Here is a 15,640-nt window from a genome sequence, read left to right on the forward strand (position 1 = left end):
ATGCAACACGAATTTTGGCACCAGCGCTGGCAGGAAAATCGAATCGGATTTCACCAATTTATGCCAAGTCCGCTCATGGTTTCATATTTTAATGGATTAAATTTAAAGCCTAATTCACGTGTTTTTGTGCCTTTAAGTGGTAAAACACTCGATATTCGTTGGTTGCTCCAACAAGGCTTTCGTGTGATTGCAGTTGAACTCAGCCAAATTGCAGTGGTTGCTTTAATTGAACAACTCAGCACAGATTTTGGATTTGATTTTGAAATGTCAGAACAAAATAATTTGATTCATTATTCACATCCACAAATCGATATTTTCATCGGTGACTTTTTTGATCTGACTCACAAACAATTGGGACAAGTCGACGCGATTTATGATCGTGCTGCGCTGATTGCCTTGCCTTATGAAATGAGACAACAATATGCACAACACCTGATTCAGATCAGTCAGGTGGCACCTCAATTTCTGATTAGTTATGAATATGATCAGGGCAGCTTTGAAGGGCCTCCGTTTTCCGTTGAATCTGCCGAGATTCATCAGCTTTATCATCATGTTTATGACATCAAATGTTTAACAGAACAATATGTGGATGCGCAAAAAAATAAAGGAGATCATCCTCGCAGTAAAGTCTGGTTACTTCGCACGAAAATATAAGCATAAAAAACACCTCAGTTTGAGGTGTTTTTATTATTGCTTTGCTTCGCTTCGTAAAGTGAACATTTAATTAGGCGTGTGATACATCAGATACAATTCATTTAAATTATCTGGGATTTCTTCGGCCAATTCGTCCATTAACTGACCATTACGACGGAAAGATTCCATTTGTGGGTCTTCCTCATCAATGCCACTAAACACCATGATTGGCAAAGTCAAATCAACTAATTGTTCTTCATATTCTGGTGCAAACCATGCTTCTTCATTTAGGAACATTGCATCGACAAAACCGACGCTCCAGTCGCCTAAACTTGAATCCACGTCTGCTTCTTCAATTTCAAAAGGAAACTCAATCCCTTCTTCATTGGCCAAGTTTTGACGAATCGAATCTAGCCAAAGTTTAATTTGTTCAATAATCGCAGCAGGAACTTTTTTCTGATTGCTTTCAAATAACTCATCTAACCAGCGATCAAACTGCGGGCCAACTGCAATCGCACACAGAAAACCATGAGTGGCCGCAAAATCCAGACCATGTTCATTTTGGTCACCATCAAGATAATCACTTAATTGATCTAAATCCAAGGTACTCATTGTTTATCCAGTGTTATCAATAAATAGCATATAGCATAACATTTTCAGTTCGCTATGCGGTGTCTGATTGTATTAGTCTTCGTCATCCAGATCATCGTCATCAAAGTCATAATCAAAGTCTTTTAACTCACGCTCTAAACGACGTTGTGCCAAAAGATCATCAATTAAACGTCGCTTTTCCAATGACTCTTTTGCACTGATTTTGCCTGATGCTTCATCAAAACTAACATCATCATCATCACCGTAGCTATCATCTAATTCAAAATCTGTAGAAGACACTAAAACTACCTCGTAGTGAAAAAATGTGAATAGGTCTAGGCGCTATTTATCTTGCCTAATCGGGCATGTCAAGTTTTTTTTATTTTTTTCGACTTTAGCGGATTATTTGTATCTTTTTTCATCAAAAAATTTGTATATTGATAAAACTCTTGCTAACGTCTATCGATAATTCTTGATGAAAAATTTAGGATGACATAACTTGAAAAAAACAATTCCAACCCAATATTCAAAAAATAGCTGTGAAATCAAATATATTTTTTAATTCAGATGTAAGCGATCAAATCGAAAACATTTAGAGCGAATTGTGCTATCATGCACGGTTTTTTACTGCCACAGATTCAACGAAGAGTAAGCAAAGATGAGCGATATGCATTCCCCTACTTCCCAAGTAGCGGCTCTGATTAGCCGAGGCAAAGAACAAGGTTACTTAACCTACGCTGAGGTCAACGATCATCTCCCAGACTCAATAACCGAAAGCGAACAGATTGAAGACATCATTCAGATGCTTCAGGACGTTGGTATTCCTGTGCATGAACGTGCGCCTGAATCTGATGATGCAATGTTTGGCGAATCCACTGAAGCTGCTGATGAAGTTGCAGAAGAAGAAGCGGCTGCGGTATTGGCATCGGTTGAAAGTGAGCCTGGGCGTACGACTGACCCGGTGCGTATGTACATGCGTGAGATGGGAACAGTTGAGCTCCTGACTCGTGAAGGTGAAATCAGCATTGCAAAACGTATCGAGGAAGGTATCCGCGATGTGTTGCACTCAATCGCTTATTGGCCAAATGCTGTTGAAGTTGTATTACAAGAATATAATGACTTTTTAACTGGTGAACGTCGTCTTGCCGATATTCTTTCAGGTTATCTCGATCCTGAAACCGATGAAGACATTCCAGAAGTGCTTGAAGAAGAAGCTGAACTGGAGGAAGACGAAGAATCTTCATCTAAGACCACTAAAGAGGTGAAACTGGATGATGATGACGAAGAAGAAGAATCTGAAGGTGATGATGATTCTGAAGGTGAATCTGGTCCAGACCCAGAAGTTGCGAAAGTTCGTTTTGAAGAATTAGAAGCTGCGTGGAATAACACCAAAGCGGTGATTGAACAACATGGCCGTAGCAGTGAACAAGCCAATGAAGCTTTAGAATCACTTGCATCTGTGTTTATGATGTTCAAATTTACGCCACGTCTATTTGATATTATTTCAGAAATGATCCGCGGTACACACGAACAAATCCGTGCCAACGAACGTGAAATCATGCGTTATGCAGTGCGTCGTGGTCGTATGGATCGTAATCAGTTCCGTACCAGCTTTCCTGGTCAGGAATCTAATCCAGCATGGTTCGATGAACAGATTGCAAAAGCCCCTGCTGAAATGCGTTCGTACTTAGAAAAAGTTCGTCCTGATGTCTTGGCATTCCAGCAAAAAATTGCCGATATCGAAAAAGATCTCGATCTTCATGTCCGTGAGATCAAAGATATTTCCAAACGCATGGCAGTTGGTGAAGCGAAAGCTCGTCGTGCCAAAAAAGAAATGGTGGAAGCTAATTTGCGTCTGGTGATTTCGATTGCCAAGAAATATACCAACCGTGGTTTACAGTTCCTTGATTTGATTCAGGAAGGTAACATCGGCTTGATGAAAGCAGTGGATAAGTTTGAATACCGTCGTGGTTATAAGTTCTCAACTTATGCAACATGGTGGATTCGTCAGGCGATTACCCGTTCGATTGCGGATCAGGCGCGTACCATTCGTATTCCTGTCCACATGATTGAAACCATTAACAAAATCAATCGTGTATCACGTCAGTTATTACAAGAAATGGGCCGTGAACCGACACCAGAAGAATTAGGCGAACGTCTGGAAATGGACGAAGTCAAAGTTCGTAAAGTGTTGAAAATTGCCAAAGAGCCAATTTCGATGGAAACACCAATTGGTGATGATGAAGATTCGCATTTGGGTGATTTCATTGAAGACTCAAACATCACTTCACCAGTGGATGCAGCGACTTCAGAAGGCTTGAAAGAAGCCACTCGTGAAGTGCTGGAAAATCTGACTGAACGTGAAGCCAAAGTCTTAAAAATGCGTTTTGGTATTGATATGCCAACCGATCATACTTTGGAAGAAGTGGGTAAACAATTTGACGTTACCCGTGAGCGTATTCGTCAGATTGAGGCAAAAGCGCTGCGCAAATTACGTCATCCTTCACGTTCTGAGCACTTGCGTTCGTTCCTTGAAAATGACTAATTTGAATCAATGAGCAGTCACTTGAAATTTGAGTGACTGTCCCCATTTAATATTCAAATACATACAACAATGCCTGCATTTTCGCAGGCATTTCATATGGAGAATGTTATGTTAGACCGTACTCCTTCTCGCGAATTACAAGAACATCTTTGGGTTTTTCCAATGGATTATCCAATCAAATTGATTGGTAATGCGGGAGATGAGCTTCGTACTGCTGTGATTGACATCTTGCAAAAACATTTTCCAGAATTTGATGGCGATTCACTCAAAGTGCAACCATCTCGCACTGGAAAATATCACTCGATTACTGCGCAATTGCGTTTTGATGAGCTTGAGCAAGTACATGCCTTATATGCTGACTTGGCTGCATGTGAACACATTCGTACTGCACTCTAAAACAAAGCGAGAAATAAAAAACACGCCTGTAGGCGTGTTTTTTATAGCTGAACAGAATCTAAAATCAATGATCGGGTCTTTAATCAAATAAAAGTTGCCTCTTCAACCATCTCAACCAATTTATGAATGATTTTATAGCGCTTTTTATTCATGATTTACACACATCACATATAAATCAGTGTGATCCATGATTTTATTCATAACTAACTTCTTTATAATGAACAAGTATTTTGATTGAACATAGGGCTGACATTTGTGAATAACGTCATAATCAAACCAACTTTGACTATACGTCAATATCAAAACTTGACCCCTTATGCTGATCGTTTTCAGGAAATGAAAAATCTGACTGAACAACGGGATGAAAATACGCCCGATCAACTCTGGATTTTGCAACATCCAAATGTGCTCACGCAGGGACAAGCAGGCAAGCCCGAACATATTTTAATTCCAACTGATATCCCTGTGGTACAGTCCGATCGCGGTGGTCAAGTCACTTGGCATGGCCCAGGTCAAATGGTCATTTATTTTATGTTTGATCTAAATCGCTTGAAATGGAATGTACGAACATTGGTCTCTTTTGCTGAAAAGCTGATGATCGATCTGTTAAACAAATATGCAATCAAGGCCTATGCCAAACCTGATGCACCGGGCGTTTATGTGGACGAACGTAAAATAGGATCACTCGGGTTTAAAATCCGACGTGGACGCAGCTATCATGGGTTAGCGTTAAATATTGATTGTGATTTAACTGGCTTTCAAACCATTAACCCTTGTGGTTATGCGGGGCTGGAGATGGTTCGCTTATCTGACCTTGTTCAAGATTATCCAACGTTTGAACAGCTTGCTTCAGATGTAGTTGAATATTTTAACAACACCGATTACTTTAGTGACGTAGAAGTCACCTCTGCATAATTTACTTTATTTTTTCCAAAAAACTATTTAGAGTAATTACTCTAAAACTCAAAATTAGAATGTTAAAAGGGATAAACGTGTGATTTCAAGTAAAACCGTAAAACCCGCATTGCAAATGGGCTACGTCAAACTCATGATGGATGTGATTGGACGTGGTCTCGTAATGGCAAGTCAGGTCGATCAAGAAATACAAAATGAAGTGGCGAAATTTCCAGTAGGCTTTGTTTTATCCATGAATGTATTCCCTAACGGGCCTGCATTTGTTGCGAAAGTGACTGAAGATAAAAATTTGCAACTGATTTCGCTTGAACAGGGAAAACCTGATTTGACCATTACTTTCAAGCATTTAACCCATGCTTTTATGGTATTTTCATTTCAGGAAAGTACGGCACAGGCATTTGCAAATGACCGTATGATTGCTGATGGCGATGTCTCCAGTGCAATTCGACTGGTACGCTGCCTCAATAAAATGGAATCTCTAATTTTACCAAAAGTCGTGGCATCGCTCGCCGTAAAACAATATCCAACCGAGCTTAGTTTGAAAGATAAACTCAGTGAAGCAGCCAATATTTATCTGAAAGTCGCACAGTCATACTTAAAACGGAGTGTATAAAATGGCTAAACCGTATTATGAATTTTTTTGTCCAGTTAAAGTCATTGCAGGCAGTGCTGCTTTAGAACACATTCCATTTGAACTTGCGACTTTAGGTTCAAAACGTCCGATGATCATTACTGATAAAGGCGTAAGAGCAAATAAATTACTTGAGCCGATTGAAACGGCTTTTGCATCGACTGATGCTGAAATTGGCTATATTTTTGATGATGTACCACCAGATTCAAGTCTGGAAACCGTCCGTAATGCTGCCCAGTTTTATCGTGACAACAACTGCGATGCAATTATTGCAGTCGGTGGTGGTTCAGTGATTGATACCTCAAAGGCAACCAATATTTTAGTGTCTGAGGGTGGTAACGATCTACTCAAGTATTCTGGTGCACATAACTTACCTAAACCACTCAAACCATTTTTTGTGATTCCAACCACATCTGGGACAGGTTCGGAAGTCACCATGGTTGCCGTGGTTTCAGATACGCAAAAGAATGTAAAACTGGCATTTGCATCTTATTATCTCATGCCGCATGCTGCGATTCTTGATCCACGTATGACGCAAACTTTACCTGCACATTTAACTGCCATGACAGGTATGGATGCACTGACGCATTGTGTGGAAGCTTATACTTGTCTAGCCGCCAATCCGTTAAGCGATGCCTATGCAAGTGCGGGCATTAAAAAAATTAGTGAAAACTTGTTTAATGTCATCGAAAACCCGTCAGATGCACAAGGTCGTTTAGAGTTGGCACAAGCTTCAACCATGGGCGGAATTGCATTCTCTAATTCTATGGTCGGTTTGGTACATTCGCTTGGACATGCGTTAGGCGCAGTTGCACACTTACCACACGGTCTTTGCATGAACTTGTTCTTACCGTATGTGCTTGAGTACAACAAGGAAGTAAATGGCAACAAAATCGGTGAATTGTTACTGCCATTGGCGGGTGCAGATATTTATGCACAAACCCCTGCTCATCTTCGTGCTGAAAAAGCCATTGCGACTATTTTAGCCATGCGTGACCGTTTATTCATGATGACCAAATTGCCGCGTAATTTACGTGAAACAGGTAAAGTGACAGAAGCACAGCTTGATGAGATTGCAGAAAAAGCGCTCAATGATGGTTCAATTATCTATAATCCCAAAGAAGCGAACTTTGACGATTTAAAAGCCATTTTACAAAAAGCATGGTAATTTAAAACGCATTCGCTGTTGTTACTCTAAGTAAGAGTCTGAATTCTCAAGTCATTCAGACTCTTTTCTTTTTTTATGATTTTCATTCATCATAATTTTTAGCAAATTGGCAAAAAATTTGCTAAAAAATCCACAAAGTTACTGACAAAAGGCATCGATTTAGGATAGATTGGCGCACTTTACTTTTTCATATAGGGGGGATCGTTCGTCTCAAACGATCCTTAACAGACATGACTGATCCTTGATCAACGATTATGAGGATACGCCGTTGACAACTCACACTGGGACTCAACCTGCGGCTAAACTGCAAAAAAATCTTGTGCTATGGCACATCATTATCATCGGTTTGGCATACATTCAGCCCATGACTGTATTTGATACGTTTGGTCTCGTATCACAAGATAGCCATGGACATGTACCAACGTCATATATTTTTGCTTTAATTGCAATCCTACTTACGTCCATCAGCTATGGACATATGATTAGGCGTTATCCTTCTGCTGGCTCAGCATATACCTATGCACAAAAATCCATTCATCCCAATGTCGGGTTTATGGTGGGCTGGTCATCATGGCTCGATTATTTACTCTCTCCGTTGGTCAATATTATTTTGGCCGATATTTATCTGCGTGCGCTGTTTCCAGATGTCAATAACTGGATTTGGGTCATTGGCTTAACCATCATTATGACTGTGGTCAATTTGTTTGGTGCTCGTTTTGTGGCTCGTTTTAACAGTACAATTGTTTTTATCCAGATTGGCGTCATTTTCTACTTTACGTATAAAGTCTATTTGCTGCTCACTCAGGGCATGAATGCCGATGGTAGTCTGGATCAATCACAATACCAACTCTGGAGCATCGCACCTTTCTGGAATGAGATGACATCTATTGGTGCGCTGATCACAGGTGCAACCATTCTGTGTTTCTCATTTACGGGCTTTGATGCATTGTCATCTTTGGCGGAAGAAACCAAAGACACTGAAAAAGTATTGCCTAAAGCCATTTTCCTGACTGCATTAATTGCAGGGGTGATCTTTATTATTAGCACCTATTTTATGCAGATTTACTTTCCGAGTGACCCTGCAAATTACTTCAAGAAAATTGATGAAACCCAGCCTGAAATTTTATTGGCAATCGGTGGAATCACTTTCCAAACGGTGATTCTTTATTTTGCGATTGTCACGGTGATGGCTTCAGGGATTTCAGCCCATGCTGGTGTTTCACGTTTAATGTATGTGATGGGTCGTGATGGGGTCATTAACAAGAAAATCTTTGGACATATTAGTCCTAAGCTTTATACACCTACCTATAACATCATCATTGTAGGGGTAGTGGCGCTTGCAGCAGGTTTCCTTGATTTTGAACACATTGCCAATCTGATTAGCTTTGGTGCGTTAACTGCGTTTAGTTTTGTCAATTTCTCAGTGATTTCACGCTATGCATTGCGTGATGGACGTACCAAAAATATCAAAGATATTTTTAATTATATCGTCATTCCTGTACTTGGTTTTGCCAGTGTATTTATGATGTGGCTTGAAATCGATCAACTTGCACTGAAAATTGGTTTGATTTGGGCTGCGATTGGAGTCGGCTATTTAGCTTACAAAACTCGCGGATTCCGTTATCCACCTCCACAGCACAATGAACATGAATAAATTTTAAAAATAAAGGGCTTAGATAAGCCCTTTATTTTTTATTAGAGATTGGATTCAAAAGTATTACACTGATTTAAATCACCCGTTTTAAGTCCGACCTGAAACCAATGCATACGTTGCTGACTGGTACCATGGGTAAAGCTGTCTGGTACCACCTGACCTGTTGCCTGTTTTTGCAAATAGTCATCACCAATTTTTTGCGCGGCATCCATCGCCTCTTCAATATCACCCTGCTCTAAAAATTGGGTTCTTTGTTGATTATGGTTTGCCCATATTCCTGCAAAACAATCGGCTTGTAACTCTAATCTAACCGAAAGCTGATTGCCTTGGGTACGAGTACCTTGCGCCTGTGCTTGTTGTACCTGAGAAGAGATTCCAAGCAGATTTTGCACATGATGACCAACTTCATGTGCTATCACATAAGCCTGTGCAAAATCGCCTGCTTGATCTTGACGGGAAAGTTCAGTTTGATTTTGCTCACCCGATATTCCCATTTGCTGACGCATATCTTTAAAGAAAGCGGTATCAATATAGACTTTTTGATCTGCGGGACAATAAAACGGCCCCATTGCAGCTTGAGCTGTACCACAGCCCGAACGAATCGCGCCAGAAAACATGACCAATTTGGGGGGAGTATAAGTTCCGCCTAGCTGTTTAAAAATGGGCGACCATGTATCTTCGGTATCTGCCAGTACAGTTCCCACAAATTCAGAAGCCTCCTCCTGTTCAGGTGTCAGTTGTTGAGGAGCCTGATCACTGACCTGCTGTTGTTGAGTAACGCTTTTAGTCGCCTGATAAGCCATTTGTGGATCAACACCAAAAAACTTCCATGCCACAAAAGCAATGATTAAACCCAAAATACTAATACCGCCTGCTTTGGCAGCGCCGCCGCCACGACGATCCTCCACATTGGTACTGATACGACGACCTTTCCAGCGCATAATTCACCTCTTATCTTTTATTATAATGATGACTTCATTCAACTCTATGAAGTTACTTTTTTAGGCCACAGCTTTTGAATTAAGCTTACAACCAATAATACGATGACGCCAGCAATCATCCCAACTGCGAAATTGATCAACGTCGGGGTGATTGCACCAATAATATTACCAACGTTTGGAATCAGCTCCAGATGGTCTGTGGTATCTTCAGTAAAGTGATGTAACAATGGAATGGTATGCGCAATAATACCGCCTCCAACAAGAAACATTGCGATCGTCCCTACAATCGTTAAAGTTTTCATTAACTTCGGCGCAAATGCCAATAAACCGCGTCCAATACTTTGTTTTACATTTGATGTTTGTTGCGTCAAATAAAGTCCTAAATCATCAATTTTGACAATCATGGCAACGAAACCATATACACCCACTGTCATAATAATGGCGATGATACTCAATACCGTCACTTTAGAGATAAAAGATGCGGCTGCCACAGTCCCCAGAGAAATCACCACAATTTCAGCTGATAAGATAAAGTCAGTACGAATAGCACCTTTGATTTTTTCTTTTTCATAGGTGACTAAATCAGTTTCATCTTTCACCAATTTTTCTGCGGCTTCTTCCGCTGTCGCTGCTTTTTTATGATGTAAAGAATGCAAGACTTTTTCAACGCCTTCATAACATAAGAATAAACCACCAATCATCAACAAAGGATTAATCAACCATGGCGCAACCACACTAATGAGCAAGGCCAAAGGCACTAAGATCAGTTTATTAATAAAAGAGCCTTTAGCCACGCCCCAAACCACAGGAAGCTCACGATCAGCGCGTACTCCACTGACCTGTTGAGCATTTAAAGCCAAATCATCGCCCAGTACGCCTGCTGTTTTTTTTGCTGCCATTTTACTCATGACGGCAACGTCATCCAGCACAGTGGCAATATCATCTAATAATAAAAGTAAGCTACTCGCCATTTAATTTTCCTTAGGTTTTTTAGGCTTCTTTTTTATTGTGACTGACATTAAAAAAAATTATGCCGTACAATGTCGCCTATTCAATCGTTTAATGATATGTAGATTCATACTACTTTGGAATAGAGAATGAGTAATCTTGATCATCGTCCAATTATTTTGACTGGCGACCGTCCCACTGGACAGCTTCATTTAGGCCATTTTGTAGGTTCACTACGCTCACGTGTAGGTTTACAGGACAGCCATCATCAACATTTATTATTGGCAGATGCTCAAGCCTTAACAGATAATGCAGATAATCCAGATAAAGTGCGCCGTAATATCCTAGAAGTTGCACTGGACTACTTAGCAGTAGGGATCGATCCTGCTAAAACTACAATTTGCGTTCAGTCTTGCTTACCGGCACTGAATGAATTGACTATGCTTTATCTGAACTTTGTGACCGTCGCACGTCTGGAGCGCAATCCAACGATCAAATCTGAAATTCAGATGCGTGGCTTTGAGCGCGATATTCCCGCTGGTTTCTTATGCTATCCAGTGGCACAAGCGGCTGATATTACCGCATTTAAAGCGACTGTAGTGCCTGTGGGTGAAGACCAGATCCCGATGATTGAACAGACCAATGAAATTGTTCGTCGCGTCAATCGCCAAATCGGTCAAGACTTATTGCCTGAATGTAAAGCCCTGCTTTCGAACATGGCACGTTTACCGGGTTTTGATGGTAAGGCCAAAATGTCAAAATCACTAGGCAATACCATTGTCTTAAATGCTTCGGATAAAGACATTAAAAAAGCCGTCAATGCCATGTATACCGACCCGAACCATTTGCGTATTGAAGATCCAGGTCAGGTTGAAGGCAATATTGTATTTACTTACCTAGATGCTTTTGATCCAAACTCAGAAGAAGTTGAAGAATTAAAAGCACATTATCGTCGCGGTGGTTTAGGTGATGGTACGGTGAAAAAGCGCCTTGAAGGAATTTTGAAAGATTTAATAAGCCCAATTCGTGAACGTCGTGAAGAATTAGCTAAAGATCCAGATTACATTATGGATGTATTACGAGATGGTACTGAAAAATGCCGGATCATTACTCAAAATACATTAGATGAAGTCAAAGATGGTTTAGGTTTATTTAAATTCTAAATTAAATCATTGTTTTATTTAAAGGCTCTTATCATTAAGAGCCTTTTTTATGAATGATATTCTTTAAAGAAATAGCAATACATTATTTAAATGATATACAGCTCACAAAATAATCGCTTTATTAACGTGATTTAACACTACTTAACGTGAATACCAATGAATTTGGTCAGTTATAAAATTACTATAAGTCATGAAAGTTATGAATTTCCCCAATTTCATGACATTTCTCCTTAACCGAAGCTGTTTATAACAGATTCGTTGTTCTGCGTAATGATCACCCCAATCATTGCGCTTTTTTTTGTTTAAAATTTACTCTAGTAGTAAATCATATATTTCACGCATTGTCTGCTAATTATTAAAAAAAAATTAGAATTATTTATTTGAGGGCTTTTGTTATTTAAATTACCTTTAAAAAATAAATTGAATAAAATTGATAGACTTAGAATAGACTTTATAAATGATAAATGTTATCGTTTTTAAATTACTCGTAAAAAGACAGTAATAACAATAATTTAATTTCAATAAGATAAAGAGCCGCTTTATGTTGTGGGACTTGTTTACTCATCCTTCAAATTATATTTTCAGCATTAGTTTAGTTTTATGTTTTGCCATTGGAATACTTGAACTTATCTTGCTTATGATTGGAGGTTCATCTCAAGTTTTAGATCAATTTCTTCCAGAGCAGTTAAGTGATTACCAACCTGATGTCGATTTAGATGCCGATCAAGGCATGCTCTGGCAATTTTTTGACTGGCTATACCTAGGCAGAATCCCTTTATTAATCTGGTTAATTGTTTTTCTTACCACTTATGCCCTGACCGGTTTTATCATACAGGGAACATTTTATACCTTTACTGAACATTATTTTTCAGTATGGCTGATTGCCCCTGCGGTGCTTTTTTTGTCAATGCCTTTTGTACGTTGGGCTTCTGCTTTAGTCAGCAAAATCATACCAAAAGATGAAACCACAGCAATTTATAGTGAAGATTTGATTGGGCAACCAGCAAAAATTATTTTAGGGATTGCTCAAGCCAATTCGCCCGCTCAAGCAAAAGTAAAAGATCAATTCGGACAAACGCATTATGTCTTGGTTGAACCAGAACAAGATGAAAGCTTTCAACAGGGACAAATCGTTATTTTAACTCGGAAAACCAAACTCGGTTTTCAGGCGATTTCTCAACTTACAAATGATTAAGAGACAATAATATGTTTAATTCTGCTCTTTTTGAGATTCTCATTTTTGCTGGCATCATTCTTGTTGCCCTTGTGATTATTGGCGTCATTATCGCCCGTCTTTATCGACGTTCAAGCAAAGAAGTTTCTTTTGTGCGTACAGGCTTTGGGGGTGAAAAAGTCATTTTAAATGGTGGTGCAATCGTACTTCCTGTTTTACATGAAATTATTCCAGTGAATATGAACACCTTGCGGCTTGAAGTAAAACGTGCGGCTGATCAGGCACTGATTACGCGTGATCGTATGCGTGTCGATGTCATGGCTGAGTTTTATGTACGGGTCAAACCGACTGCCGAATCGATTGCCACAGCGGCCCAAACGCTGGGTAAAAAAACTATGTCTCCTCAGGAACTCAAAGATCTGGTTGAAGGTAAATTCGTTGATTCTTTACGTGCTGTTGCCGCTGAAATGGCGATGGAAGAGTTGCATGAAAAACGCGTAGATTTTGTACAAAAAGTTCAGCAAGTTGTATCTGAAGATCTATTTAAAAATGGTCTGGAACTGGAAACGGTGTCTTTGACTGGACTGGATCAGACCAGCTTTAAGTTTTTCAATCCGCAAAATGCATTTGATGCAGAAGGCTTGACCAAACTGACTGAAACCATTGAAGACCGTCGTAAAAAGCGTAATGACATTGAACAGGACGCAGATTTGGCAATTAAAGCCAAAAATCTTGAAACTGAACAGGCGCGATTGCAGATTTTGCGTGAAGAAGAGTATGCAAAATTGCAACAAGAACGCGAGATTTCGATTCGCCGTGCTGAACAACTTGCAGAAATTGCGTCGCAAGAAGCAGCAAAAAAACGCGAAGCAGAAGAAGCACGAATTGCGGCTGAACGGGAAGTTGAAATCAAACGTATTGCTTCTGCTCGTGATGTCGAAAATGAAAATATTTTAAAAGCCCAATTGATTCAAAAAGCGCAGGTTGAGCAAAAGAAAACCATTGAACTGGCGGAACAAGATCGCGCGATTGCCATTGCTGAAAAGTCCCGTGCTGAATCTGAAGCCAAGGCGTTGGCAGATCAGGCTCGCGCAGCCGCAGTAAAAGCCGAAGAAGAAGTATTAACTGTTCGTGAAACCCAACGTGCAGAGCGTGAAAAAGCGGTCGAGTTAGTCGCAGCAAAACAAGCGGCTGAAAAAGATGCAATTGCTATTACGGTTGCAGCAGAAGCTTCTAAACAAGCCGCTGTTGATGATGCTGAAGCGGTACGTATTGCAGCAGAGGCTGAAGCGGAAAAATTACGCTTAAAGGCAAAAGGTGAATCTGATGCCAAAATGCTACTCGCGCAGGCTCAGGAAAAACAATATCAAGTAGATGCCGAAGGTACTCGCGCGGTCAATGAAGCATCCAATGTTCTATCGACTGAACAGGTCGAAATGCAAATTCGCCTTGCGTTGATGAAATATCTACCTGAAATTATTCGTGAAAGCGTTAAGCCGATGGAAAATATTGATGACATCAAAATTTTGCAGGTGAATGGTTTAAATGGTTTCGCAACCGGCGCAAATTTAGGCGAAGGTCAGGAAAATATGCAAACGTCTTTGTCTGATCAAGTGGTAAACAGTGCACTGCGTTATCGTTCTCAGGCGCCTTTAATTGATAGCTTGATGAATGAGTTAGGCTTACAAGGCGGTGATATGAATGGTTTTACTCAAAATTTAAAGTCCAATACACATAAACAAGAATAAAACGTGCAGAGATCAATCTCGATGAAAATGCGATTTAGCTTCGCATTTTCATCAAGTTAAATTGATATCAAAAACGATAACTATAACCGATAGTATAAACCACAGGATTGACATCCAGTCGCCCAATCTTTTGCCCATCAAGTTTGACATCACTTTCAACCTGTGCATAACGTACGTCAGCAAACACGCCCCAGTTTTTAGCATCTGCTGGTTGAAAATTAAATCCGATCTGGCCTGCATAACCATAAGTGACATCTGCTTTGAGCTTGGTATCACTTCCAATTAATTTTTCATCCCACGGAATCGCGACGGTAAGCCCTGCTCCAATATAAGGCGTAAAACGTGTGGAGTTTCTAAAATGATATTTTGCAGTCAGGGTTGGCGGTAAATGTTTAAATTTGGCGGCATCCACTCCATTTAACTGAATATCATGCTGAAACGGTGCTAAGGCAAGTAATAATTCTGCGGAAAACGGAGAATTTCCAAAAAAATATTCAACTGATGGCGTCGCATTAAATTCATTACTGACATCAGCTTTAGCACCAGCTAAGACACCATTATCATGTGCAGGCGCGAGAAAGCTTCCTCCTAGTTTGACTTGCCAGTTTTCGGCATGAGTCAGAGGCATAGTGCCTAGAACCATCACAGTCACAAGCAACCCTTTATATCGTTTTAAATCTATAAGCATGTTTAGCTTACCTCTATCTTTTTAAATGCTGATTTATAAGTCTTGCCAAATACATATCAGTCTAAAAATAAATGATCTCTAAGATTTATTGTTCTTTGATTCAATCATTCTAAGTGACATATTCTATTATTTGGTCTAAACACTTTAATCAGATTAGATTTTTGATAGAAATAATTAATCGCAATTTATTTATCTTAAATTTTCAATTAATGAAAACATGCTAAGTTTAACTGAATCACATCTATATATTGAAAAGATTCAGCTCTTGATTTAATTATTAGACTTCTTTCATCATTGTTTGAACCCTCCTTATTTTCCTATCATAGGAAGAAATAAAAAAGGTCTTATGAAAGAAGTTTATTCTATTGAATTTCAATCTTTAACTATGAAAAAATAAGTTTCAAAAGGCATTCACCTGATCAGAATACCTTTTGAAATTAGAAAT

At 39.6% G+C, this 15,640-nt stretch carries 15 protein-coding genes; 10 read left to right on the top strand and 5 right to left on the bottom strand.

The genetic code is table 11. The features are described from left to right. On the top strand, positions 1-654 hold the full coding sequence (tmpT, locus tag EGS47_RS03415) for a thiopurine S-methyltransferase (RefSeq protein ID WP_005003045.1): 654 nt from the start codon (positions 1-3) through the stop codon (positions 652-654). A gap of 66 nt (positions 655-720) precedes the next feature. Here the strand turns inward: tmpT and EGS47_RS03420 are convergent, their stop codons facing one another. Next, a complete protein-coding gene (locus EGS47_RS03420; protein ID WP_004990656.1) occupies positions 721-1,245 on the bottom strand; it encodes a YecA family protein in 525 nt (174 codons plus the stop codon). Between the two features lie 72 nt (positions 1,246-1,317). Beyond that, positions 1,318-1,524, bottom strand: a complete 207-nt coding sequence (locus EGS47_RS03425; protein ID WP_004990657.1) for a PA3496 family putative envelope integrity protein — start codon at positions 1,522-1,524, stop codon at positions 1,318-1,320. A 358-nt stretch (positions 1,525-1,882) separates the two neighbouring features. Between EGS47_RS03425 and rpoD the strand changes: the two genes are divergently transcribed. The 6 genes from rpoD to EGS47_RS03460 all read left to right on the top strand — a co-directional run bounded on the left by rpoD (position 1,883) and on the right by EGS47_RS03460 (position 8,533). Then, a complete protein-coding gene (rpoD, locus tag EGS47_RS03430) occupies positions 1,883-3,769 on the top strand; it encodes an RNA polymerase sigma factor RpoD (RefSeq protein ID WP_004990659.1) in 1,887 nt (628 codons plus the stop codon). A gap of 108 nt (positions 3,770-3,877) precedes the next feature. Then, positions 3,878-4,165 carry a YbeD family protein gene (locus EGS47_RS03435; protein WP_004990660.1) on the top strand — a complete coding sequence of 96 codons (288 nt, stop codon included), beginning with the start codon at positions 3,878-3,880 and terminating at the stop codon, positions 4,163-4,165. Positions 4,166-4,420: 255 nt separating this feature from the next. After that, positions 4,421-5,080: a lipoyl(octanoyl) transferase LipB gene (lipB, locus tag EGS47_RS03440; RefSeq protein WP_005003040.1), complete on the top strand. Its 660-nt coding sequence runs from the start codon at positions 4,421-4,423 to the stop codon at positions 5,078-5,080. Positions 5,081-5,159: 79 nt separating this feature from the next. Next, on the top strand, positions 5,160-5,693 hold the full coding sequence (locus EGS47_RS03445; RefSeq protein WP_005003038.1) for a hypothetical protein: 534 nt from the start codon (positions 5,160-5,162) through the stop codon (positions 5,691-5,693). Position 5,694: 1 nt separating this feature from the next. After that, a complete protein-coding gene (locus EGS47_RS03450) occupies positions 5,695-6,879 on the top strand; it encodes an iron-containing alcohol dehydrogenase (RefSeq protein ID WP_005003035.1) in 1,185 nt (394 codons plus the stop codon). A 268-nt stretch (positions 6,880-7,147) separates the two neighbouring features. Next, positions 7,148-8,533, top strand: a complete 1,386-nt coding sequence (locus tag EGS47_RS03460; RefSeq protein WP_004990667.1) for an APC family permease — start codon at positions 7,148-7,150, stop codon at positions 8,531-8,533. A gap of 41 nt (positions 8,534-8,574) precedes the next feature. On the opposite strand, the gene EGS47_RS03465 is transcribed toward EGS47_RS03460, so the two are convergent. Together EGS47_RS03465 and EGS47_RS03470 are read right to left on the bottom strand one after the other, a co-directional pair. Then, positions 8,575-9,474 carry a neutral zinc metallopeptidase gene (locus EGS47_RS03465; protein ID WP_005003033.1) on the bottom strand — a complete coding sequence of 300 codons (900 nt, stop codon included), beginning with the start codon at positions 9,472-9,474 and terminating at the stop codon, positions 8,575-8,577. Between the two features lie 44 nt (positions 9,475-9,518). Then, entirely contained in the window at positions 9,519-10,445 is a 927-nt protein-coding gene (locus tag EGS47_RS03470) for a DUF808 domain-containing protein (protein ID WP_005003031.1), read from the bottom strand. Between the two features lie 126 nt (positions 10,446-10,571). Between EGS47_RS03470 and trpS the strand changes: the two genes are divergently transcribed. The 3 genes from trpS (at position 10,572) to EGS47_RS03485 (ending at position 14,507) form a co-directional block, all read left to right on the top strand. Beyond that, complete coding sequence (trpS, locus tag EGS47_RS03475) at positions 10,572-11,585, top strand: tryptophan--tRNA ligase (RefSeq protein ID WP_005003030.1); 1,014 nt, start codon at positions 10,572-10,574, stop codon at positions 11,583-11,585. A 541-nt stretch (positions 11,586-12,126) separates the two neighbouring features. Beyond that, the gene (locus tag EGS47_RS03480; RefSeq protein ID WP_004990677.1) at positions 12,127-12,780 is read left to right on the top strand and encodes a YqiJ family protein; all 654 of its coding nucleotides are present in this window, start codon (positions 12,127-12,129) and stop codon (positions 12,778-12,780) included. A gap of 11 nt (positions 12,781-12,791) precedes the next feature. After that, positions 12,792-14,507 carry a flotillin family protein gene (locus EGS47_RS03485; RefSeq protein ID WP_005003027.1) on the top strand — a complete coding sequence of 572 codons (1,716 nt, stop codon included), beginning with the start codon at positions 12,792-12,794 and terminating at the stop codon, positions 14,505-14,507. Between the two features lie 67 nt (positions 14,508-14,574). Here EGS47_RS03485 and EGS47_RS03490 read toward each other — a convergent pair whose 3' ends face one another. Then, positions 14,575-15,195 (bottom strand): OmpW/AlkL family protein, encoded by a 621-nt coding sequence (locus EGS47_RS03490; protein WP_005003026.1) that lies wholly within the window; start codon positions 15,193-15,195, stop codon positions 14,575-14,577. Positions 15,196-15,640: the final 445 nt, after the last annotated feature.

Origin of the sequence: Acinetobacter sp. FDAARGOS_515 (assembly GCF_003938865.1) — a bacterium.
Taxonomy (GTDB): Bacteria; Pseudomonadota; Gammaproteobacteria; order Pseudomonadales; family Moraxellaceae; genus Acinetobacter; species Acinetobacter ursingii.

Bases quoted from the DNA above. Each gene is read 5' to 3' on its own strand.
- tmpT (WP_005003045.1), top strand. From the start codon at position 1: ATGCAACACGAATTTTGGCACCAGCGCTGGCAGGAAAATCGAATCGGA.
- EGS47_RS03420 (WP_004990656.1), bottom strand. From the start codon at position 1,245: ATGAGTACCTTGGATTTAGATCAATTAAGTGATTATCTTGATGGTGAC.
- rpoD (WP_004990659.1), top strand. From the start codon at position 1,883: ATGAGCGATATGCATTCCCCTACTTCCCAAGTAGCGGCTCTGATTAGC.
- EGS47_RS03435 (WP_004990660.1), top strand. From the start codon at position 3,878: ATGTTAGACCGTACTCCTTCTCGCGAATTACAAGAACATCTTTGGGTT.
- EGS47_RS03450 (WP_005003035.1), top strand. From the start codon at position 5,695: ATGGCTAAACCGTATTATGAATTTTTTTGTCCAGTTAAAGTCATTGCA.
- EGS47_RS03465 (WP_005003033.1), bottom strand. From the start codon at position 9,474: ATGCGCTGGAAAGGTCGTCGTATCAGTACCAATGTGGAGGATCGTCGT.
- EGS47_RS03470 (WP_005003031.1), bottom strand. From the start codon at position 10,445: ATGGCGAGTAGCTTACTTTTATTATTAGATGATATTGCCACTGTGCTG.
- trpS (WP_005003030.1), top strand. From the start codon at position 10,572: ATGAGTAATCTTGATCATCGTCCAATTATTTTGACTGGCGACCGTCCC.
- EGS47_RS03480 (WP_004990677.1), top strand. From the start codon at position 12,127: ATGTTGTGGGACTTGTTTACTCATCCTTCAAATTATATTTTCAGCATT.
- EGS47_RS03485 (WP_005003027.1), top strand. From the start codon at position 12,792: ATGTTTAATTCTGCTCTTTTTGAGATTCTCATTTTTGCTGGCATCATT.
- EGS47_RS03490 (WP_005003026.1), bottom strand. From the start codon at position 15,195: ATGCTTATAGATTTAAAACGATATAAAGGGTTGCTTGTGACTGTGATG.